Origin of the sequence: Streptomyces sp. NPDC088733, assembly GCF_044751185.1 — a bacterium.
Lineage (GTDB): Bacteria > Actinomycetota > Actinomycetes > Streptomycetales > Streptomycetaceae > Actinacidiphila.
Window position 1 is genome coordinate 189,737 of the sequence record NZ_JBIVLH010000008.1, and the last position, 23,157, is coordinate 212,893.

Consider the following 23,157-nt stretch of genomic DNA (forward strand, 5'->3'; position numbering starts at 1 on the left):
CCGCGGGCCGTCGGCCGGCGCGTCCGGTCCGTGCCGACCGGGGTGCCGGTCGCGGCGCCGCGGGGGAGTGCGCCGGACGGATCCTCCCAGGTCGGACCGGACTCCACTCCCGAGCGGCCCCCGCCGGACCATGCCGATTGGCCGTCCGTTCACTCAGGGAAAAGGTGATATTCACAGTTCCCCTTCCTGATCCGGTCATGTCCCTTACAGGTCGTCCCCTGCCGCCGGTTGACCGTTGACCGTCCGAAGAGGCCCAGGGTTTGATCAGCCGCTGCTGTGTAGATCTTGTGAGTCCATGGTGGGGGCTATGAAGTGGGACAGGTCACGCCGTGCTGACGGCGTGAAGCCGGGTACGGCGAAACGTTGGACATCTGCCGCTACGTCATTGGCGCTTCTCGCCGCGCTGCCGGCCCTGGGGTTCTCCGCCCCGGCCGCGCACGCCGCCGCGCCGGCGAAGACCCCGGTGGTGGGGACGGCGTCCGAGCACGCCGCCTTCAGCCAGGCGAAGCGCTCCGGCAAGAAGGTCGAGATCGCCTCCCTGCGGGGCGAGATGAGTGAGACGTACGCGCTGCCGAACGGCAACTTCGAGGCGATCGAGCATGTGCGTCCGGTCCGCGCCCGGGTGGACGGCGCGTGGAAGCCGGTCGACACCGGCCTGGAGAAGCGCGCGGACGGTTCCGTCGGGCCGAAGGTGGCCACGATGGACATCGCCTTCTCCGGCGGCGGCGACAAGCAGCCGCTGATCACCCTGGGCCGGGTGGGACGGACGCTGTCGCTGTCCTGGCCGACGGCCCTGCCGGAGCCGGTCATCGACGGCAGCACCGCGACCTACCGGTCGGTGCTCAAGGACGTCGACCTCCAGGTGAGGGCGAGCGTCGACGGCGCCTCGGAGGTGCTGGTCGTCAAGACCCCGCAGGCGGCGGCCGACCCGAAGCTGGCCGAGCTGAAGCTCGCGATGGACGCGGACGGCATGGACGTGCGCACCACCGCCGACGGCGGCCTCGCGGCCGTCGACAAGGGCGCGGGCGGCCCCGTCTTCGTGGCGCCGCGGCCCGTGATGTGGGACTCCGCGACGACCCCCGCCGCCCCGGCCTCCGCCGCGCGGTCGGCGAAGGCGGCCGTGGCCGACGCCCCCGTCAGCCCCGCCAACCCCGCCGACGGCCCGGACGCCTCCGCGAACGTCGCCCCGATCGCGGTGAGCGTGCCCGCGGCCGACGACCGGCTCGTGCTGCGGCCCGACCAGGGCCTGCTGAAGAACGCCACGTTCCCGGTCTTCATCGACCCGCAGTGGTACTCCCCGAAGGCGTCCAACTGGACCTTCGTGTCCCGCTTCTGGGCTTCCTCCCCGCAGTGGAAGTTCAACGGCAACTCCGACTCCGGCATGGGGTACTGCGCGGGTGACGTGCGGTGCGCCCCCGAGGACGTGAAGCGGATCTTCTACACGATCCCGACGTCCAAGTTCTCCGGGAAGTCGATCCTGTCGGCGACCTTCGTGGCCAACGAGACGTACTCGGACAGCTGCACCAAGTCCGACGTGCAGCTGTGGCGCACCAAGGGCGTCAGCTCCTCGACGACGTGGAACACGCAGAACAACGACAGCTTCTGGATCGACCTCCAGCAGACGCTGAGCGAGGCCAAGGGCTGGGGCAGCAACTGCCCCGGCGGCACGGTGGAGTTCTGGGCGGGACGCGCGGTCCAGCAGGCCGCGGCCAACGGGTGGTCGACCACGACGTTCGGCCTCAGGGCGAAGGACGAGAACTCCTCCTCGGGCTGGAAGCGGTTCTCCGACGACGCGTGGCTGCGGGTGGAGTACAACCGTCCGCCGACGCAGATCCGCATGTCGCAGCTGACCCAGGACCCGGGCGGCGCGTGCTCCTCGACGATGAAGCAGGTCAGGAGCCTGCCGACGATCCGTGCCAACGACGTCACCGACCCGGACGGCGACAACGTCGCGGTGCAGTTCCAGGCCTCGTGGGACACCGGTGACGGCAAGGGCTACACGGCGCGCTGGACGTCGGCGATGACGACGTACAAGAAGTCGGGTTCCGACTTCTCGATCAAGCTGCCCTCGACGCTCCCCAAGAGCAAGAAGATCGGCTGGCACGCGCGCTCGTACGACAGCGCCCAGTGGTCGCCGTGGAGCTACTCGGGGTCCGCGACCGACTGCCTGGTCTACTACGACCCGAACGCCCCCGCCGGTCCCTCCATCACCTCGACCCAGTACCCGGCCTCCGACCCGGAGGACCCCAACGACCCCTGGCTGGACGGCGTCGGCCGCTACGGCACCTTCACCATCGACTCCAGCGCGACGGACGTGGTGAAGTACTGGTTCGGCATCAACGGCGACCCCACCAGCGCCCACACGCTCACGACGACCGCGGGCGCGGCGCAGACCACCAAGTTCATGCCGACGAAGTCCGGCGTCAACTTCATCACCGCGCAGGCCTTCGACGGCGCCGGCAACGGCAGTGAGATCCGCACCTACCAGTTCCGGGTCAACGCCGGCCAGCCGGACCGGCTGAACATGAAGCTCAACGAGTCCGCCGGCGCGACCACGGTCAGCGGCTCCGGCGGCGAGTGGCCGGCCCAGCTGTACGGCGGCGCGACGACGGGCGGCGACGGAGTCTCCGGTCACGGCCTGCACGTCGACGGCGTCGACGGCTACGCGGCCACCGCCTCGCCCGTCCTGAACACCGGCAAGAGCTTCTCCGTGTCGATCTGGGCGAAACTGCCCGCCGACTACCCCGGCGGAGCCCCGGTAGCCATCTCCGAGGCCGGCGCCAACACCAGCGGCTTCGAGATCTACTACTCCACCGCGCTGGGCGGCTGGCAGCTCCTGCGGCACGTCCAGGACGCCCAGGGCACGACCGCCGTACGGGCCTCCCAGCCGCCGTGCCCGGCCGGTGACACCGCCTGCGCCGCGTCCCGCCTGGGCACCTGGACGCATGTCGTGGGTGTCTTCAACAACACCACCAAGGAGCTGAAGCTGTACGTCAACGGTGCCCAGGTCGGCACCGCGAGCTTCCCCAATCCTTGGGACGCCCGCGGCCGCACGATCATCGGCGCCGCGCAGCACTACGGCGTGGTGAGCAACTGGTTCACCGGCGACCTGGACGAGGCCCAGCTCTTCGACTACCAGCTGACCGACAGCCAGATCGCCAAGCTCTACGCCAAGCAGCCCGTCAACACCGCGCGTCCGGCCAAGCTGGTCTGGCCGCTGGACGAGGACGCGGGCGCGACCTCGGTTGTGGGCCGGGCCCAGCAGGTCAACGCCACCGTCAACGGCGGGGCTCTGCTCGGCACCGCCGGCGTGGACGGCACGGCGGCCACCTTCGACGGGGTCGACGACGGCATCGTCACCGGGCAGCCGGTACTGGACACGTACCAGAGCTTCGCGATCTCCCTGTGGGCGCGGTTGCCCAAGGACAAGGCCCAGAAGGCCATGACCGTGGCCACCCAGGGCTCCCTCAACACCGCGGGCTTCGAGCTCTACCACTCCTCCGCGCTGGGCGGCTGGGTGTTCATGCGGGCCAAGGAGGACACGACGACCGCGGGTCTCATCCGGGCCCAGGAGAACGCCTGCGACCCGAACGTGAACTGCGCGGCTGCCCGGCTCGGCGAATGGACCCACGTGGTCGGCGTGTACGACCTCGACGCCGCGCAGATCCGGCTCTACGTCGACGGCGTGCTCAAGGACACCCAGCCGTTCACCACTCCGTGGCTGGCGGTGTCGCACATGACGCTCGGCTACAAGGAGACCGGCGGTGCCCAGGGCTTCTTCAAGGGCGACCTCGACGACGTGCGGGTCTTCGACCGGGCACTGTCCGACGACGAGGTCAAGGACCTCAACAAGGCACGCCCGGTGGTCCAGGGCCGCTGGAAGCTCGACACGGGCACCGGAACGCCGGTCACGTCCCCGGACGACTCCTCGGGCAAGCGCACACTGACGCTCGGCGGCAACGCCGTCATCGACACCTCCGGCAACTCGAACTGGGTCGGCACGGGCGGCCTGTCGCTGGACGGTGACGGCGACTACGCGTCCACCGCCACCTCGCCGGTGTCCACGGGCACCAGCTTCACGGCGGCGGCATGGGTCAGCACCGCGGCCCGCCCCGATCACCCCGTCACGGTGTTCTCCCAGGCCGGCTCGGTCAACAGCGGCTTCTCGGTGCGCTACGTACCGAGTGCCACCGATCCGGCGAACGCCGGGCGATGGCAGCTGGCGATGCCGGGTTCGGACGTGAAGGGCGCCACGGTGGCGACGGCCGAGCACCCCAACTTCATGAACAACACGAGTTGGAACCACCTGGCCGTGGTCTACGACGCCTTCGCCGACCAGATGCGGCTGTACGTCGACGGCAACCTGGAGCAGGTCGTGTGCGCCGACGACGACCAGGACGGCGACCCCGACGTGCCCGGCTGCACGGACGCGGTGTCCTGGAACTCCAACGTGCTGCCGTTCAACGCCACCGCCGGGCTCCAGCTCGGCCGCGGCAGGACCGACGGCACCTGGGGCGAGTACTGGCCCGGTGTGATCGACGACGTGTGGACGTTCCAGGGCGTCGCCTCCGACGACCAGATCGCCCGCCTCGCCAACGGCGAGGACCTGGCCACGGTCCCCGGGCCGTAACAACCCGGCACCACCAGCAGCATCCTCCCCGCGCGGGGGCGAACCCACTGGGTCGCCCCCGCGTGTGGGGGCTTCTTCGGCATGCACGGATTCGACAGGACGGGTAGGGAATGCGCAGGCAGTCAAGGCTTCGGTTGCGCCGCAGAATCGCGGTGGCCGTCGCCGGAGTGTTGGTCGGGACGGTGCTGCAGGGTGTGGCGTCGCCGACGGCGGTGGCCGACGACATGCCGGGGATTCCGGCTTCGGAGAAACCGCTGAGCGGGCACGGCGTGAAGTCGTCGCCGCGTGGCACGGACGGTCAGCGCAGGATGCCCGCGGGTGCGCCGCGGCATGCGCTGCCGAAGGCCGGGTCGGCGACGGTGACGCTGCATGCGGGTGCGAAGGCGGTGACGCGGCGGGCGGGTTCGCTGCCGGTGTCGCTGACGACGCCCGCAACGCTTGTGGCCGGCAAGTCGTCCGGGGTGGTCGACGGGCGGGCGACGGTGCGGGTGCTGGACGCCGCCGCCACGCGGAAGGCCGGCGTGGACGGCCTGCTGTTCTCGGTCGGTCGTGAGCCGGGCGCGACGGCCGGCCGGGTGGGTGTGGACGTGGACACGTCCGCGTTCGCGCAGAGCTACGGCGGTGCGTACGCGGCGCGCCTGAAGCTGGTGCGGCTGCCGGCGTGCGCGGCGACGACGCCGGAACTCGCGCAGTGCCGTGCGGGTCAGCCGGTCGCGACACGCAACGACGGCGGCAAGCTGTCCGCCACCACGACTCTTTCCGCCACGGGCCCTGCGCTGTTCGCGGCGACGACGGCCGCCGCGGGCGGCACGTCGAGCGACCACGGCGACTACACGGCCAGTTCGCTGTCCGCGTCGGCGACGTGGTCGACGAGTCTCAACTCGGGCAGCTTCTCCTGGTCCTATGACATGCCGGTGCCGGGTGTGCCGGGCAAGTTCGCCCCGAAGGTGGGCCTGTCGTACTCCTCCGGGGCGATTGACGGCCGTACGTCCTCGTCCAACAACCAGTCCTCATGGGTCGGTGACGGCTTCAGCCTGTGGCCGGGTTCCATCGACCGGAGCTACAAGCCCTGCGCCGACGACGATGTGAAGAACGCGGACGGCAACAAGCCGGGCGACATGTGCTGGGCGTACGACAACGCCACGATCTCCTTCGACGGTCACGCGGGTGAGCTGATCCCGGACGGTACCGACACCTTCCGCGTCAAGGGCGACGACGGCACCAAGGTGCAGCGCGTGTACGGCTCGACCAGTGACGTGCGGGGCAATGGTGCGCGCAACGACGAGTACTGGAAGGTGACCACGACCGACGGCACCCAGTACTTCTTCGGTTACAACCGCCTGCCGGGCTGGGCGTCGGGCAAGGCCACCACCGATTCCACGTGGACGGCCCCGGTCTTCGGCGACGACGCGGGCGAGCCCTGCCACCAGTCCGCCTTCGCGGATTCCTGGTGCCAGCAGGCGTACCGCTGGAACCTGGACTACGCGGTCGACGTGCACGGCAACGCGATCGCGTACTACTACAAGAAGGAATCCAACTACTACGCCCGGAACCTGAAGGCCGCGGACGAGACGGTCTACGACCGTGGCGGCTACGTCGATCACATCGATTACGGGCTGCGCAGCAACTCCGTGTACTCGGCGAAGGCGCTGGGGCAGGTGACGTTCGCCAACGCCGAGCGGTGTCTGCCGGAGACCGGTGTCACCTGCGACGCCTCGACGATCGAGGACAAGAAGTTCTACTGGTACGACACGCCGTGGGATCTGAACTGCAAGTCCGGTGAGGACTGCACCAAGTCCGCCTCCCCGAGCTTCTGGACCCGCAAGCGGCTGACGGGTGTCACGACGCAGGTGCTGAAGTCCGACGGCACCTACACGCCCATCGACACCTGGACGCTGGGGCAGCGCTGGGGCATGGCGGACATCGACTACCAGTTGCTGCTGGACTCGGTCCAGCACACCGGCAAGTCCGCGACGCCGGCGATCACCCTTCCGAAGGTCACGTTCGGCTACAGCCAGGCCGCCAACCGCCTGGACATCCCCGGTGACGACACCGCGCCGTTCATCAAGGAGCGCCTGTCGACCGTCGCGGACGAGGCGGGCGGGCAGATCGATGTGAACTATTCGGCGGCCGAATGCGATGCGGACCACCTGCCGACGCCGCAGACGAACACCACCCGCTGCTACCCCGTGTACTTCACCAAGTCCGGTGATGCGGATCCGTCGATGCAGTGGTTCAACAAATACGTGGTCGACTCGGTGACCGAGACCGACCGGACCAACTCCTCGCCGGACATGGTCACCCGCTACCAGTACCTCGACGGCGGAGCGTGGCACTTTGCCGACGACGACGGGCTGACCAAGGAGAAGTACAAGACCTGGTCGCAGTGGCGCGGCTATGGCCACGTGCGGGAGCTGACCGGCGGCCAGGACGCGATGAAGTCGCAGACCGACCACTGGTTCCTGCGTGGCATGGACGGCGACCGCAAGGGCACCTCCATCGATGACGGCACCAAGTCCGTGACGGTGTCCGACGACAGCGGCGGCACGATCACCGACCACGACTCCGCGGCCGGGTTCGAGTACAAGACCGAGGACTACAGCGGGCCGAGCGGCCGGGTGCTGAACAAGACCGTCAGCACGCCGTGGCACTACACCACCGCCACGCGCATACGTTCCTGGGGCACCACGACGGCCAACCTGACCGGCACTGCCTCGGAGCGGACCTGGACATCGCTCGACGACGGCGTGGGCACCGACTGGCGCCAGACCTACCAGACCAGCACGCATGAGAACACGGCCGGCCGGGTCACCCTCAGCGATGACTTCGGTGACACGAGCACGGCCGCGGACGACCGGTGCACCCGAACGACCTACGTGGACAACACCACGGCCTGGATCCTGACCAAGCCGTCCCGGGTGGAGACGGTCGCGGTGAAGTGCGACGCGACTCCGGACCGCAAGAAGGATGTCATCTCCGACGTCCGCACCGCCTACGACGGGTTGGCCTACAACGCCGCTCCGGCCAAGGGCGACCCCACCCACGTCGCGAACCTGACGTCGCACAACGGAACCACGGCCACCTACCTGGAGGCCGGGGCCAGTTACGACCCGACGTACGGCCGCATGCTCACCAGCACGGACATCACCGGAACGGTCACCGCCACCGACACCGGCACCCCGTCGCGCACCAACCGGTCCGACGGTCGCACGACGACCACGGTCTACGCGCCGACGACCGGCTTCCCGACCACGATGACCGTCACCGGCCCACCGGCCACCCCTGGCAACGCGGCGACCGCTCAGTCCGCGACGACGACCTACGACACGGCGCGCGGTCTGGCGATCACGGTGCTGGACACCAACAACAAGCGTACCGACACCACGTACGACGCGCTGGGCCGCAATCTCAAGGTGTGGCTGCCCAACCGTTCACAGGCCAACAACGAGACCCCGAACTACGAGTTCGCGTACACGATCACCGACGGCAAGCCGGTGGCCGTGGCCTCCAAGACAGTGAAGAACGACGGCGGCCAGCGCACCTCGTACACCCTGTACGACGGCTTCCTGCGGCCTCGCCAGGCCCAGGCCCCCGGCCCGAACGGCGGTCGGCTGGTCAGCGACACCTTCTACGACGAACGTGGCCTGACAGCGAAGGCCTTCGCCCCGTACTACAACACGGCCGCGCCCTCCACCGAGCTGCTGAAGCTCGATGACGCGCTGGCTGTGGAGTCCCAGACGTGGAACACCTACGACGGCATGGGCCGCGTGGTGAAATCCCAGCAGGTGGCGGGCAACAGCGACGGTGGCACGGTGCTGGCGACCACCAGCACGGTGTACGGCGGTGACCGCACGACGGTGACCCCGCCTGACGGGGGCACCCCGTCCACGACGGTCACCGACGCACGCGGCCGCACCACGGACCTGATGCAGTACGACGCCGCCACCGCGACCGGTACGCCGGTCACCACGCACTACGGATACGACCCGGCCGGGCACCTGACCGGCGTCACCGACACGGTCGGCAACCAGTGGAAGTACGGCTACGACCAGCGCGGCAACAAGGTCACGGATGACGACCCGGACAAGGGCCATACCGATTACGCCTACGACGACCGCAACCTGCTGACCTCCAGCACGGATTCGCGCAGCCCGAAGCAGACCATCAGCTATGTCTACGACGGGCTGGGCCGTGAGCTGGAGACCCATGACGGCACGGTGAGCGGTCCGCTGCTGACCAAGCACGTCTGGGACCCGTCCGGTGCCGAGGGCCAGCTCGCCGCGGCCACCCGCTACATCGGCGGCGCGTCCGGGCAGGCGTTCACCACGACCTACAACGTGTACGACACGCTGTACCGGCCGAACCGTGTCACCACCACGATCCCGGCGTCGGAGGGCGCGCTGGCCGGCGCCTACCAGGTCAACACGAAGTACAACCCTGACGGTACCGTCCAGTCGTCCAGTTACCCGGCGGCCGGTTCCCTCGCCTCCGATGTACTGACCCCGACCTACGACGACGTGCTGCGGCCGATCAAGCTCACCGGCACCGGAGGCGTCACCTACCTCACGGACACCGCTTACAGCCTGACCGGCAAGCCGCTGCAGTTCACGTACCAGAGCGGCGGCAAGAAGACCCAGGTCACCAACACCTACCAGTGGGGCACCCAGCGTGTGGACACCTCACGGGTGGACCGTGAGGGTGTGCCCGGGGTCGACAAGTACGCCACCTACGGGTACGACCAGGCCGGCGACATCACCTCCATCTCCGACGTCTCGCGCGACGGCACCGACAACCAGTGCTTCCGCTACGACCACCTGGGCCGTCTCACCGAGGCCTGGGCCCAGGGCAGCGGCGGTTGTTCGTCGTCGGCCGGTTCGCTGCTCGGCGGCCCGGCTCCGTACTGGCAGTCCTACGCCTATGACGCCACGGGCAACCGACGCACCGAAACGCAGCACGACCCGGCGGGCAACGCAGCGCAGGACGTCACGCGCACCTACGACTACCCGCCCGCCAAGGCCCCCCGGCCGCACGGCCTGACCCAGGTCACCACGGACGGCCCCACCGGCAGCGCCATCGATTCGTACTCCTACGACACCGTCGGCAACACCCATACCCGCACCATCGGCGGCGACCAGCAGACCCTGGACTGGGACGCCGAAGGCCGCCTGGCCAAGGTCACCGAAGGCACCAAGACCACCTCGTACGTCTACGACGCCGACGGCAACCGCCTGATCCGCCGCACCGACAACGAGACGACCCTCTACCTCGGCTCCACCGAACTCACCCTTACCAAGGGCGCCTCGGTCGCGAAGGCGACCCGCTACTACGACCTCGGCGGCGGCAACCAGGCCATCCGCACCGATGACGGCAAGCTCTCCTTCCTCCTCGGCGACCACCACGGCACCTCCGAACTCGCCGTCAACGCCACCGACCTGACCATGCAGCAACGCCGTGCCACGCCCTTCGGCGGTGCCCGCGGCGACGCCCCGGCCGGCTGGCCGGGCGAGAAGGGCTTCGTCGGCGGCACCGACGACCCCACCACCGGGCTCACCCACCTCGGCGCCCGTGAATACGATCAGGCCACCGGCCGCTTCCTCAGCGTCGACCCCGTCATGGACACGGGTGACCCGCAGCAGATGAACGGTTACGCCTACACGGAGAACAACCCGGTCACCTTCAGCGACCCCACCGGCCGCACCAAGTGCGACGCCGAGCCGGAACTGTGCGGGCACCACGACAACAGTTGCGACGCGGCCTGTGTGAAGGCCAACAAGAAGAAGGTCGACGAGGCCAACAGGCGCACTCACGAGTACTTCGAGAACAAGAAGAAGAAGGAAGCGAAGAAGCTCTACGACTACTTCTTCAAGCCGAAGAAGTGCTTCGGTGACCCGATGGGGCTCAACCGGTACACGGTCTGTGAAACCCAGGCGGAGATCGACTCCGACACGCAACTCCTGAAGACCGTCGCGTCCGCCTTCGGCGACATGACGATGATCGAGCCCTGGTATCAGTGCACGTTCAATCACAACCAGGACAAGTGCGACACCCTGGGCCTGGCCATGTCGACCGTCGACGCCGGCGGCGTCGAGGTCGGTGCCGCCCGCTTCCTCCGCGCGATGAGCAAGGTCGGCGGGGTCATGTGCAGCGGTGCAAAATGTGGTCCCGAAATCGGTACTAAGCTGGAATACTTCTTCGGGAACGCCACAGGGAATGCCCACAACATCCAGCGCAGTGGCGACATGGCCAGCCAGTTGAACCGGATCGGGATCGCGGACAATGTCAGAGGGCGTGCGCTGTTCACTGAGCATCTTGAGGAGGTCTTCAGTGACCCCAACTCTCTGGTGCGGATTCAGGAGAATGGGCGCGTAGTGCGAGAAGGCTTCCTTAAGGGGCCCGATGGAATGCTCAAGACAGAGACGGTGTGGGAAGGAAATCGATTGATCACCGGGCAGCTGTACGGATCTAATTCGAGGTACCGAAAGTAGGTGGTGATCGTGCCGATGTTCGCGATCTCGTTCGGTAGCGACTCAATGGAATGTTCGGTCTGGTCGAGTTCCGGTGAGGCGCGTGCCGGATTGTCCGCCGATCTGGACATTGCGAATGAATACGGATCCGGCTCAGGTCCCGTGTATGTTTTCTCGTCGGCGGATGGTGGCGGGCGGGGGGGCCGGGGATCGGCTGTGGGGATTCAAATGGATTCAGAATTTGAGTCCCCCACGATCTTCGGTGATGAGTGGGGTGGGGCGCGTTGGATTGGCTGCAACTCGCACCTCTATCGAATCATGCCTGGCATGACCGTTGATCGTGAGATCGACCTCGAGTCAAGATTCGACAGCCTCAGGTTCATTTCTCGACTGGACAGGCTGCTCGTTCTCGCCGAAGCCGGACTGCTCGCTGTGTGCGGTAATGGCGACATTGATTGGCGGGTGAGTCTCGATGTCGTCACGGATGTGCGCTGGGAGGGTGAGAGCGCGTTGATCTCGCAGATGGATCGGCCGGACGTACGCGTCGACCTTCGAAGTGGGTCTGTGGCGTCGCCCTGACCGATCTTCCCTGATCGTCCGACGTCAAGGGGCTCCACCGGTAATGCCACCGGTGGGGCCCTTGGCGTTGCGGGTGGCGTTCCGGGGGGATCTCTGCCTCGCGTACATGGCGGCGCAATGCGGATTTGCCGTTCGTGTGACGACGGCGTGCGCCGTCAGGTGTCGGCCGACATCAGTCGGTGCTCGCCCCGCGGTGACGAAGTGGAAATCCTGTCGTTGCCGATGTCGACGAGGCGGCGGGAGTAGGGCGGTTCTGAGTCCCTGGCCCCGACGGTCGTCCTTCGGGGGGGGGGTGTCCCCGCCCGGCGCTCATCGAGGTGCTGGGTAATCCCAGCAGTACCGTGGCGGACACGTGCCCTCGCCCCCGCAATCCGCCTCTGCCCCGCCTCCGCGGAGCCCCTCAGGCCGACAGCGCCGCCCCCGAATCCCCCGCGCCCGGGTCGGTGGCCGCGCACGCGGCGACCAGGACGTCCAGGGAGATGCCGAGGGCCGCGGCCAGGGCCGCGACCGTGAAGAAGGCCGGGGTCGGGGCGCGGCCGGTCTCGATCTTGCGCAGGGTCTCCGCGGAGACCCCCGCCGCCGCGGCGACGTCCACCATGCTGCGGTCGCCGCGGGCCTCCCGCAGCAGCGCGCCGAAGCGCTCGCCGCGTTCGCGTTCCCATGGGGTCAGGGGCGTTCTCACCATGACCGTGATACTAATACCGGTATAAGTATTGGGTCACGTCGACCCCCCGAGAAGAGGACACGGCACATGGTGGAGATCAAGACCGATGCGGCCCTGGAGGCCATGCGGGAGGCCGGCCGCGTGGTGGCCCATGCGCTGGCCGCCGTACGCGAGGCGGCCCGCGTCGGGGTGTCGCTGCGCGAGCTGGACGAGGCGGCGCGGGCCGTCCTCGACGAGGCGGGCGCCCGGTCCCCGTTCCTCGGGTACCGCCCGTCGTTCGCGCCGACACCGTTCCCCGCGGTGATCTGCGCATCCGTGAACGACGCCATCGTGCACGGCATCCCGGACGGCTACCGCCTGCGCGACGGCGACCTGGTCAGCATCGACTGCGGCGCGGAACTCGACGGCTGGACCGGGGACGCGGCGATCAGCTTCACCGTCGGCACCCCGCGCCCCGGCGACGCCGAGCTGATCGACGCCACGCAGCGCGCGCTGGACGCCGGGATCGCCGCGGCCACCGTGGGCAACCGCATCGGCGACATCTCGCACGCCATCAGCCGCGTGGTCCGCGGCGCCCGGTGCGGCATGCCCCAGGACTTCGGCGGCCACGGCATCGGCCGCCGCATGCACGAGGACCCCCACCTGCCCAACCACGGGCGGCCGGGCCGTGGCTTCCCCCTGCGCCACGGCCTGACCCTGGCCATCGAGCCGATGCTGATGGCCGGCGGTCACGACGGCTACCACGCCGCCCCCGACGGCTGGACCCTGCGCACCGACGACGGCAGCCGGGCCGCCCACATCGAGCACACCGTCGCCATCACCGAGGAGGGCCCCCGCATCCTCACCGCGCTCTGAACCGCCTTGCCGGTCTCAGCGCCTCGCCGGCCGGCGGCCCGGCGGCTGCTCCGGCTCGGGGCGCGCGGTCACCGCCGGTACGGGGCGGCTCTCCGGAGCGGTACTGGACACCGTCAGCGACTCGTCGAAGTGCCGGATCTCCAGCGGGTCGCCCTCCAGCAGCGTGTACGTGGCCACCGAGTCGGTGATCGCGACGCGCAGCCGCCGCCCCAGCACCTGCACCGTGAAGGCCAGCCGGCGCACCTTCTCCGGCAGCCGCGGGGCGAAGCGGACCCCGCTCGCGTGCCGCCTCATCCCGCCGAACCCCGCGACCAGGGCCATCCACGTGCCGGCGAGCGAGGCGATGTGCAGCCCGTCGCGCGTGTTGTTCTCCAGGTCCTTGAGGTCCATCAGCGCGGCCTCGCCGAGGTAGTCGTACGCCAGGCGCAGATGGCCCACCTCGGCCGCGATGATCGCCTGCACGCACGCCGACAGCGAGGAGTCCCGGACGGTGAGCGGTTCGTAGTAGGCGAAGTTGCGCGCCTTCTGCCGGTCGTCGAAGCAGTCGCCCCGCACGAACATCGCCAGCACCAGGTCCGCCTGCTTGATGACCTGCTTGCGGTACAGGTCGAAGTACGGGAAGTGCAGCATCAGCGGGTACTGGTCGGGGCGGGTCGAGGAGAAGTCCCACACCTGGTGCCGGGTGAAGCCGGACGACTGCTCGTGGACGCCCAGGGAGCTCTCGTAGGGCACGGTCATGGCCTCGGCGGCGTCCCGCCAGGCGGCGGTCTCCTCGTCGTCGACGCCCAGGGCCGCGCCCTGTTCCGTGTGGCGCTCGACCGCGTCGGCGGCGTGGCGCAGGTTCGACTGGGCCATGAGGTTGGTGTACGTGTTGTCGTCGGCGATCGCGCTGTACTCGTCCGGGCCGGTGACCCCGTCGATGTGGAAGCGGCCGTGGTGGTCGTGGTGGCCGAGCGAGAGCCACAACCGGGCCGTTTCGACGAGCAGTTCCACACCGGTCTCGCGCTCGAAGACCTCGTCGCCGGTGACGGCGACATAGCGCACCACCGCGTCGGCGATGTCCGCGTTGATGTGGAAGGCCGCGGTGCCGGCGGGCCAGTAGCTCGACCCCTCGGAGCCGTCGATGGTCCGCCAGGGGAACGCGGCGCCCTTCAGACCGAGTTGCGCGGCCCGCTCCCGGGCGGCGGGCAGGGTCGCCTGCCGCCATTGCAGCGCCTCGGCGACGGCGTTGGGGGAGGTGTAGGTGAGCAGCGGCAGCACGAAGCTCTCGGTGTCCCAGAACGAGTGGCCGTCGTACCCCGACCCGGTCAGGCCCTTGGACGGGATCGCGCGCTGCTCGGCGCGGGCGCCGGCCTGCAGGACGTGGAAGAGGGCAAAGCGCACGGCCTGCTGGATCTCGGCGTCGCCGTCGATCTCGACGTCGGCGCGGGACCAGAACGAGTCCAGGTACGCGCGCTGTTCGTCCACCAGGCCCTGCCAGCCGGTGGAGCGGGCGCCGGCGAGCGCGGCCTCCACCTGGTCCCGGACCGCGGGGAGCGAGCGCACCCCGGACCAGCCGTAGGAGACGATCTTCTCCATGCGCAGCGTCTCGCCGGGGGACAGGTCGCAGGTGATGGTGAGCCGGCTGGTCTCCTCGTTGCTCTCGCTGAAGCTCTCCGTGGACTCCGGCCCCTCCACCCTGTGGTCCGCGGCGGCTGCGACCCGCAGCCCGGTCACGGCGGTGCGGTGCACCAGCCGCAGCCGGGTGTTGACCGCCACGTTCTCCTCGGGCACCAGAGGTGACTCCAGCACGGCGGAGACGCGCGGGTCGCCGGAGACCTGGGGCAGCTGCTCGTTGGCGACCAGCTCGGACTGGACGACCAGCCGGACCGTGGACTCGACGGCCTCCACCTCGTACAGCACCGCGGCGATGGCCCGCTGGGTCAGGGAGACCATGCGGGTGGAGCGGACGCGCACGGTGCAGCCGGCCGGTGAGGTCCACTCGCAGGTACGTTTCAGCAGTCCGGTGCGCAGATCGAGCTCGCGCTCGTGGGAGCGCAGCCGCCCGTAGCGGACGTCGAAGGGCTCGTCGTTGACCAGCAGCCGGATGAGCTTGCCGTTGGTGACGTTGATGACCGTCTGCCCGGCCTCCGGGTAGCCGTAGCCGGCCTCGGCGTACGGCAGCGGATGGCGTTCGTGCACGCCGTTGAGGTAGGAGCCGGGCAGTCCGTGCGGCTCGCCCTCGTCGAGGTTGCCGCGCCAGCCGACATGGCCGTTGGACAGCGCGAAGACGGACTCGCTCTGCGCCAGCACGTCGAAGTCGAGCCCGGTCTCGCGCAGCGTCCACGGCTCGACCGAGAACGCGGAATGGGTGATCACGCGTGGTCCTCCAGCAGCTCCGCGAGGTCCTGCACCACGATGTCGGCCCCGTGCTCGCGCAGCGCGTCCGCCTGGCCGACCCGGTCCACCCCCACCACGTACCCGAACCGCCCGGCGCGGCCCGCGTCCATCCCGGCGAGCGCGTCCTCGTAGACGACCGCGGCGGCCGCCTCGACACCGAGGTCGCGCGCCGCCTCCAGGAAGGTGTCGGGGCGCGGCTTGCCGGGCAGCTTGCGCTCGGCGGCCACGATCCCGTCGATCCGGACGTCGAACAGGTCCTCGATACCGACCGCGACCAGCACGTCGCGGCAGTTGGCGCTGGAGGAGACCACGGCGGTACGCAGCCCCGCCGCGCGCACGGCGTGCACATAGCGGACCGAGCCCTCGTAGGCCTCCACGCCGTCGGTGCGGATCTTCTCCAGGAGGATGACGTTCTTGCGGTTGCCGACCCCGTTCACCGTGTCGCGGTCGGGCGGGTCGTCGGGCGTGCCCTCGGGCAGCTCGATGCCGCGGGAGGCGAGGAAGGTGCGCACGCCGTCGGCGCGCGGGCGGCCGTCGACGTACTCGTCGTAGTCGGCCACCTTGTCGAAGGGGCGGAAGTCCGCGCCGTCGCGGCGGCGCAGGAAGTCGTCGAACGTCTCTTTCCAGGCGGCCGCGTGGACCAGCGCGGTCTTCGTCAGCACACCGTCGAGATCGAAAAGGCAGGCCCGGATGCCCTCCGGGAGACCGGTCTTCGTCATGCAACCCGCCTCCCCGCCCGGACACCCCGGCATGCCTGCCGAGGCCCTCTACCAGCCGGACGCGGGAGCGCCGGTCGGCCGTACCGGCGGTAGGACGCGCCGGAATCGGCGACCGGGTGCCGCCGCGGGCCCGTTCGGTTTAGCGTTCGGGCATGGCAGTACGCTTCCCTGCTTCCGTCACCATCGACGGCCGGTACGCACGGCTGGTACCGCTGTCGCGCAGCCACGTCCCCGACCTGTACCAGGCGGCCCGGGGCGACGAGGAGGTGTGGCGCTGGCTGTCGACCACCCCGCCGCGCTCGAACGCCGAGATGGGCGCCGTGGTCGACCAGCGGCTCGCCCAGGCGGCGGCCGGCGAGGCGGTCGCCTTCTCCGTGGTGCCCCGCTCGACCGACCGCCCCTCGGGCTGGGCCGCCTACGTGGGCATCGCGCCCGCCGACGAGCGCGTCGACATCGGCTGGAGCTGGCTCGACCCCGCGCTCTGGGACACCCCCGTGCACCTGGAGACCCACTTCATGCTGGTCTACTACGCCTTCGAGGACCTCGGCTTCGGGCGCGTGCAGTGGCGGCTGGACGGCCTCGACCGGCCCACGCAGGACGCCGTCACCAGGATCGGCGGCATCCGCGAGGGAGTGCTGCGCCGCCACTGCCGGCGCGTCGACGGCACATGGCGCGACACCGTCTACTACTCCCTCGTGGCCGCCGAGTGGCCCGCGGTGAAGGAGCGGTGGATGTCCGGGTGGATTCTGGAGTAGCGCGGTCACCGCCGCTTGCGGCGCGTGGTGCGCCGCCAGGAGAACGGGCCCGGCAGGTCCATGGACTCGGTGCGGTCCCCGTGCGTGTTCACGGTGTGGTGCGCGTGCGGACCGCCGGTCGTGATCGACAGCGACTTCTTGTTGATGTTGAGGCGGACGCCGGGAAGGATCCGGAAGGACTTCCGGAAGTTCAAGGGCATGCGAGCTCTCCTCACGGCAGTACGGACGGTGACGTTGTCGTCTGGTGACCGCCTGCCCCCCGGAGGCACTTTCATGACCGACGACCCGTCAGATCACTTCCGTTGCGCCGCCGGTGGGGAGGCCGCGGCGGGTCCCGCCGCGCGTGCGCCGGCGGCGTCCCGCCGGGGCGTGGTGCCGCGGCCGGACCGGGACCGTCACCACCCGTAGGCGCGGTTCATGATCAACTGGGCGACGACGGGTTCGAGCCGCGGATACGCGACCAGCACCGTGAGGCCGTTCGGGTCGCGTCCCTCCACCACGGTGCGCCCGTCGACCGAGGTGGTCTCCACATGCGCGTCGCGCTCCCTGAGCAGGCGCTCGCACCGGCCCAGGTCCTCGGCGTCCCGCGCGGTCCACACCGTCGCCTGGACACCGACACCGCCGAGCGAGTGCTCGCCGCGCGGCATCGCCCGCAGCACCACCATCGAGCCCCCGGCGTCCGTCAGCAGCAGGGCCGTGGTGTCCCGGGTCGCGATCACCATCCGCAGCAGGTCGCCGTAGAACGCGGCCGACTGGTCCAGGTCGCGTACGTAGATCACGAGCGCCGACAGCCGCGGCCTCCCGTCCGCGGGGTCCTGGCCACCGGAGGACGCGGGGGTGCCCGTGTGCGGCGACGAAGGCGTCATCGGGGTTCCCGTCTCATCGGCCCGTACGGAACGGCGGCCGGTCGCGGAGCCGCGGCCGGTGCCCTGTCCACGCTATCCGGCCGGGCGCCGGGTCGCTCCCCGCGCGGGGCGCCGCGTGCTCACGCCGCCCGGCAGGACGCGCACGCGGCGGCCTCGCCGCCGGCACCCTCCGGGGCCCCGAAGCGCGCGAGCACGTGCCAGAGCCGCTTGAGCGCCTGCGGGTCGTGGCGGCCGGAGCGGGCGGCGTCCCCGATCGTCCGCGGAACCAGCATCCCGCCGGAGGACAGGGCCGCGCCCAGGTCCGTGTATTCCCGGCCGCGGTAGTCCGCATGGCGCAGCAGGTGCTCCGCGGTCAGCCGGAAACCGCCGTGCCACTCGACGCGGCAGGGCAGGCGCCGGGCGGCGGTCTCGACGTCGGTGCCGCGGAAGGAGGGGTCCAGCACCAGCGCCTCCACGTCGCCGTCGAGCACGACCGGACCGTGCACCTGGGCCTCGATGTGGCCGTCCAGGGTGTCGAGGCCGTCGGCCGCCGCCGGTTCCAGCAGGGAGAAGCGGGCCGCCACCGCGAACAGTTCCGGTTCGGTGGAGCTGTCCGGATAACAGAACGTGGTCCGGGCCAGGGTCGGCGGGGCGAGCCGGAAATGGCAGGAGCCGAAGCGCGGCGCGCCGCCGACGGGGTCGCGCCGGTGGTTCAGTGCCCCGTACACCGGGCGCTCGTGGGCGGCGGCCCGGTCGTAGGCGCCGCCGAAGATGCGGCTCTCCCAGCGCCAGCGGTCGCCGCCGGGGTGGGCGGTCAGGCCCCCGTTGCTGGTGCCCGTCACGAACTGCGAGCGGTAGACGCCGTCCTGGGCGATCCTCGCCAGTGTCGGCACGCCGCCCGCGTCCCGGTCGGGGTGGAAGTTCAAGGTGACGGGGAGGCGCGGGTCGAGCGGGCCGCCCGAGGAGCGCGCGGCGACGTGGCGCAGGGCGTGCTCCTGCGGTGTGCGGGCGGCGGCACGGGCGTTCATCGAGCCAGTCTGCCCGGGCGCCGGATCGCGCCGCACCGGGGTTTTCCGCGGCGGCCGGTCAGGCAGGGTCGAGCGCCGCCAGCATGATCCGGCGGGTCTCGTCCAGATACGTCCGCGCCGCCGTCCGCGCGGCCGCGGCGTCCCCCGACTCCACGGCGGCGACCAGGGGTTCGAGGCGGGCTGCGGCCTCGGCGGGGTCGCGGAAGGGTGCGACGAGCCGCGCCCGCAGGGGGAGGTAGGCCGCGAAGAGGGTATTGGTGAGCAGGACGTAGACGCGGTTGCCCGTGGCGTGGGCCAGCGCCCGGTGCACCTCGGCGTCGGCGAGTTGCGCCGCGTCCGGGCCGGGGGCGTCAGCGACCGCGTCCAACAGCTCGCGCAGCCGGACGCGTTGGACCGCCGTCGCGGCGACGGAGGCGCGCTCGGCGATGAGCGCCCCGACGCCGGCGCGGACCTCGAAGATGTCGGCCAGCCAGCCGGGGTTGTGGCGGACGAGCATCGGCAGCAGGTCGGCGCCGCCCAGGCGGAGGTAGTCGCGCACGCGGGTGCCGACGCCGTGCCGCGTCTCCAGCAGCCCGGCCTGGGTGAGCCGCCCGAAGGCGTGCTTCACGGTGGTGCGGGTGACGCCGTAGCCCTCGGCGAGGCGCTGCTCGGGCGGCAGGAGGGCGCCTGCGGGGTGCACCCCGCCCAGGATGTCGTCCTGGAGGCGGCGCTCCAGGACGTCGACGAGGGTCTCGCGGGTCAGTGGGTCCACCGGGGCCGTCCTCTCGAGCAGGCGTACCGCGTGTGCGGGTGTGCGGTCCCAGCCCAGCCGTCCCGGGGGCGGCGCGTCAACATACAGGGACAGTGGCTGAGCCACTGATTCAATGAGTCTCTGTACAACCTCTTGCCCTGACGTCACGTCAGGAGCATTCTTCGGTGGTGCCCCCGGCCCGTCCCCACTGACCACCGGAGTGTGCCCGTGTCCCCGTTCCCCCGCCCCGCCCGCCTGCTGACGGCGGTCGCCGCCGCCCTCGTCGCCCTCACCGTCGCCGCCGGCCCCGCCGCGGCCACGGAGCCGTACACCGAGCCCGGGTTCACCGATGCGTGCGCCTGGCACTCCTACGGCGAGGGCGAGACGCCCGACCCCTGGCTGTGGCTCACCGACCCGGTGTGCGTCGAGTACTCCAAGCGCGACATCACCCTCGACAACGGCGGCGCCATCCGCTTCCTGCTCGCCGAACCCTCGCGCTTCGCCCTCGCGCTGCCCGTCTGCCGCTACTACCAGCGCGACCACTGGAGCGTGCAGGCGACGACCGGCGCCGTCCCGTACGTGACGTGGAACGGCCGCTACTGGTTCGACAAGCGTGCGCGGCGCGCCGCGATGCGGCTGACGGACTTCCGCGTCGACGGCGTCAGCGTCGGCATCGGCGACGTCGTGACCGCACTGCGGCCCCGGCTGCCCGAGGTCGCGGACGTCCTCGCGGCCTACGGCGACGAGGCCGGCGAGACCGGCCTGGCCATATCGCTGCCCTACAGCCTGTTCTGCCCGGCGCGGTAGCGGTGGACGCGGGCATCGACCGCCGCGCCCTGCTGCGCGGACTCGCCGCCGCCGTCGCCGCCCTGCCGGTCCTGGGCACCGGGGCGGCAACGGCGGCCGCCGCGGCCACGGCCGTGACATCGGCATACGGCTCCTGGCCGGTCTCCACACTGGAGGCCTTCGCCGATACCTTGGTGCCCGGCGAGCGGCGCGGTCCCTCCGACCGGGCCGTCGCGGGTGCCGCGGCGGGCCCCGGTGCCGTCCAGGCGGGCGCCGTCACGCTGCTGACGGCGCCCGAACTCCCCCTGGCCCCGCTGCTGCCGGGCATCGCCACACTGCTGGACGCCCGGGCCACCTCGTACGCCGTCACCCATCTGATCCTGCTGCCCCTGGACCGGCCGCCCTTCGTCGGACTGGCCTTCCCGCACCGCACCGCCGTGGTCGCGGGGCTGTTCCAGTCCGACGACCCCGACCGGCCGGTCTGGCAGTTGCTGTCCTTCCTCGTCGGGCTCGCCTTCGACACCGCCGCCCACCTGCACACCGCGCAGGCCCTGGCCGACGGCCACCCCGGGCTGACGTGGATCGGCTTCCCGCCGCCCGGCCCGGACGGCCTGTGGCGCTTCCCCGACCACTCGTACGGCAGGGCCCTGGCCGCGCCCCACCCCGCCACCACGCGCTCCGGGAGCCCCGCATGAGCCCGCAGACCACCGATGTCCTCGTCGTCGGCAGCGGCTTCGGCGGCGCCATCCCCGCCTACCACCTGGCCGCCGCCGGTGCCCGGGTCACCGTGCTGGAACGCGGACCCCGCCTGGCCACCGAGGACTTCACCCACGACCTCAACCTCGGGGCCTACCCGCGGATCGTGGACGTCATCAAGGGCGACGGCATCTCGGTCGTGGCCGGCAACTGCGTGGGCGGCGGCAGCGTCGTGTACTTCGCCGCGTCACTGCGCGCGCCGTCCTTCGTCTTCGGACGACGCGACCCCGCAGGGCGCCGGCTGTGGCCCGCGACGATCACCCGGGCCACCCTCGACCCCTGGTACGACCAGGTGGAGCAGGCCCTGCCGGTGACCCGGCTGGACTGGCCCGACGTGTCCTATGCGGGCGGAGTCCTGGCCGCCGCGTGCGACCGCGCAGGGCACACCTGCAACCCGGTGCCGGTCGCCGTCGACCGCGCGCGCTGCACCGACTGCAACTGGATGCTGTCCGGCTGCCGGTTCGGCGCCAAACGCTCCATGCTGCTCAACTACCTGCCCGCCGCCGAGGCGCACGGCGCGGAGATCAGGCCGCTGCACGAGGTCCAGCTCGTACGGCCGTCGACCGAGCCCGGCTACCGCTACGCGGTCGACTGGACGACGCTCGACGCCGACGACTACACGTGCCCCACCGGGGTGGGCACCATCCACGCCAGGACCCTGGTACTGGCCGCGGGCGCCGTGGGCACCCCGGTCCTGCTCCAGCGCTCGGCACCGTTGCTCGGCGGTGTCCCGGCCGCCGTCGGCGGCTGGTTCTCCGGCAACGGCGACCGTGTCAGCGTCGCGGAACTCGACGAGGGCAAGGTCCGCTCGCTGCTCGGACTGGCACGCAGCTCCACCGTGGCGTACGAGGGTCTGCCCATCGGCATGCCGATCACCTCCGCCTCCTACGACCGACTGGACGCCGCCGCCCCTGAGTTCACCCGCTTCACCCTCCAGCAGATCTACTTCCCCACCGTCACCAACACCCTCGCGCAGACCGCCGCGGGGCTGTGGTCCGGCGTGGACAAGAAGCGGATGCGGGCGCGGTGGCGCTCCTGGCTGACCGTGCTCGCGATGACGGAGGACGAGACCGAGGGCCGCTTCGGCGCCCCGCCCCTCACCGGCAGCTTCACGCGACTGGCCAACGGGATCGGGCTGGGCACCATGCGCTTCGCCCCCGGCGCGGGCACGCGCCGCGGCTGGGACGCGGCCGACGCCCATCTGCGGTCCGTGCTCGAGAAGGACGGGCTGGCGACCGTACGCCCCTGGGACGAGCACGTCACGGGGACGGTGACCGCGCACCCCCTCGCGTCGTGCCGCACCGGCGACTCGGCCGCCCTGTCCGCCCTCGACGACCTGCACGAACTCCGTTCCCATCCCGGCATTTTCGTCACCGACGGCTCCGCCGTGCCGACCTCCCTGACCGTCAACCCCTCGCTCACCATCGCCGCCCTCGCCGAACGCGCCTGCCCGGCGATCGCGGCCCGCTGCGCCCAGGCGGGCGTCGCGCTGGACTACACCCCGAGCGACCCGCTGACGGGGCGGGCCCAGGGGGGTGCGGTGGCCGTCGCGGCACGGGAGTTGGCGGCCCGTGCCGCGCGCGGATGACGGGCGGTTCCGCGGTGGCGGGACGTGCCTTTCGGACGGTCGTGGGCCGCCGTGTCGGGCCGCGCATGTGAGGGCGGGTGTGCGGTGCCGTTGCTGTCGCCGTCGGGGCGGGGGAGTCGGCCGTCCGGGTCGTGCGCACATGACGGGGGGCTCCGCCGTACGGGATGTGCCGGTCGGGCGATCGCGGCCCGATGTGCCCCGGGTGATTCGTCTGCCGGGTTGCCCCGGGCGATGCGGTCACCCTCGGGGCGGGGGAGTTGGCCGCTCGTGCCGTGCCGGCCTGCCAGAAGGCGTCCGTCCGGCGGCTGTGGCCCGTTGTGCGGGACCGCACTCCGAGCAATTCGCCCGGCTGGGCGCGGTGCCGCCGTGGGAGCCAGTG

The 23,157-nt window shown here is 70.9% G+C and carries 15 protein-coding genes; 8 read left to right on the forward strand and 7 right to left on the reverse strand.

All coding sequences use genetic code 11. The features are described 5' to 3' along the window. Positions 1-385: 385 nt before the first annotated feature. The 3 genes from ACIP64_RS17260 to ACIP64_RS17270 all read left to right on the forward strand — a co-directional run bounded on the left by ACIP64_RS17260 (position 386) and on the right by ACIP64_RS17270 (position 11,673). Positions 386-4,630 carry a LamG-like jellyroll fold domain-containing protein gene (locus tag ACIP64_RS17260; protein WP_401586962.1) on the forward strand — a complete coding sequence of 1,415 codons (4,245 nt, stop codon included), beginning with the start codon at positions 386-388 and terminating at the stop codon, positions 4,628-4,630. Positions 4,631-4,989: 359 nt separating this feature from the next. Next, positions 4,990-11,115 (forward strand): RHS repeat-associated core domain-containing protein, encoded by a 6,126-nt coding sequence (locus ACIP64_RS17265; protein WP_401586965.1) that lies wholly within the window; start codon positions 4,990-4,992, stop codon positions 11,113-11,115. Next, positions 11,116-11,673: a hypothetical protein gene (locus ACIP64_RS17270; protein ID WP_401586968.1), complete on the forward strand. Its 558-nt coding sequence runs from the start codon at positions 11,116-11,118 to the stop codon at positions 11,671-11,673. Positions 11,674-12,073: 400 nt separating this feature from the next. Here the strand turns inward: ACIP64_RS17270 and ACIP64_RS17275 are convergent, their stop codons facing one another. Further along, the gene (locus ACIP64_RS17275) at positions 12,074-12,358 is read right to left on the reverse strand and encodes a helix-turn-helix domain-containing protein (protein ID WP_401586970.1); all 285 of its coding nucleotides are present in this window, start codon (positions 12,356-12,358) and stop codon (positions 12,074-12,076) included. Between the two features lie 66 nt (positions 12,359-12,424). Here ACIP64_RS17275 and map point away from each other — a divergent pair, with 66 nt between their 5' ends. After that, positions 12,425-13,192, forward strand: coding sequence for a type I methionyl aminopeptidase (gene map / locus ACIP64_RS17280; protein WP_401586972.1), 768 nt, complete (start codon positions 12,425-12,427; stop codon positions 13,190-13,192). 15 nt (positions 13,193-13,207) lie between these two features. On the opposite strand, the gene ACIP64_RS17285 is transcribed toward map, so the two are convergent. Both ACIP64_RS17285 and ACIP64_RS17290 read right to left on the reverse strand, forming a co-directional pair. Beyond that, entirely contained in the window at positions 13,208-15,550 is a 2,343-nt protein-coding gene (locus tag ACIP64_RS17285) for a glycoside hydrolase family 65 protein (RefSeq protein ID WP_401586975.1), read from the reverse strand. Further along, a complete protein-coding gene (locus ACIP64_RS17290; protein WP_401586978.1) occupies positions 15,547-16,290 on the reverse strand; it encodes an HAD family hydrolase in 744 nt (247 codons plus the stop codon). Before ACIP64_RS17290 ends, ACIP64_RS17285 begins: the two co-directional genes overlap by 4 nt. Before the next feature lie 152 nt (positions 16,291-16,442). Here ACIP64_RS17290 and ACIP64_RS17295 point away from each other — a divergent pair, with 152 nt between their 5' ends. Continuing rightward, positions 16,443-17,045: a GNAT family N-acetyltransferase gene (locus ACIP64_RS17295; RefSeq protein WP_401586981.1), complete on the forward strand. Its 603-nt coding sequence runs from the start codon at positions 16,443-16,445 to the stop codon at positions 17,043-17,045. Between the two features lie 5 nt (positions 17,046-17,050). Here ACIP64_RS17295 and ACIP64_RS17300 read toward each other — a convergent pair whose 3' ends face one another. From ACIP64_RS17300 to ACIP64_RS17315, 4 genes are all read right to left on the reverse strand, one after another. Beyond that, the gene (locus ACIP64_RS17300; RefSeq protein WP_401586983.1) at positions 17,051-17,245 is read right to left on the reverse strand and encodes a DUF4236 domain-containing protein; all 195 of its coding nucleotides are present in this window, start codon (positions 17,243-17,245) and stop codon (positions 17,051-17,053) included. A 195-nt stretch (positions 17,246-17,440) separates the two neighbouring features. Continuing rightward, positions 17,441-17,911, reverse strand: a complete 471-nt coding sequence (locus ACIP64_RS17305; RefSeq protein ID WP_401586985.1) for a VOC family protein — start codon at positions 17,909-17,911, stop codon at positions 17,441-17,443. Positions 17,912-18,030: 119 nt separating this feature from the next. Further along, entirely contained in the window at positions 18,031-18,918 is an 888-nt protein-coding gene (locus tag ACIP64_RS17310; protein ID WP_401586987.1) for a DUF3626 domain-containing protein, read from the reverse strand. A gap of 58 nt (positions 18,919-18,976) precedes the next feature. Then, positions 18,977-19,669 carry a FadR/GntR family transcriptional regulator gene (locus ACIP64_RS17315; RefSeq protein ID WP_401586989.1) on the reverse strand — a complete coding sequence of 231 codons (693 nt, stop codon included), beginning with the start codon at positions 19,667-19,669 and terminating at the stop codon, positions 18,977-18,979. Positions 19,670-19,876: 207 nt separating this feature from the next. Here ACIP64_RS17315 and ACIP64_RS17320 point away from each other — a divergent pair, with 207 nt between their 5' ends. From ACIP64_RS17320 to ACIP64_RS17330, 3 genes are all read left to right on the forward strand, one after another. Beyond that, the gene (locus tag ACIP64_RS17320) at positions 19,877-20,455 is read left to right on the forward strand and encodes a hypothetical protein (RefSeq protein WP_401586992.1); all 579 of its coding nucleotides are present in this window, start codon (positions 19,877-19,879) and stop codon (positions 20,453-20,455) included. Positions 20,456-20,568: 113 nt separating this feature from the next. Then, complete coding sequence (locus ACIP64_RS17325; RefSeq protein WP_401587329.1) at positions 20,569-21,129, forward strand: DUF5987 family protein; 561 nt, start codon at positions 20,569-20,571, stop codon at positions 21,127-21,129. Further along, positions 21,126-22,778, forward strand: coding sequence for an FAD-dependent oxidoreductase (locus ACIP64_RS17330; RefSeq protein ID WP_401586995.1), 1,653 nt, complete (start codon positions 21,126-21,128; stop codon positions 22,776-22,778). Before ACIP64_RS17325 ends, ACIP64_RS17330 begins: the two co-directional genes overlap by 4 nt. Positions 22,779-23,157: the final 379 nt, after the last annotated feature.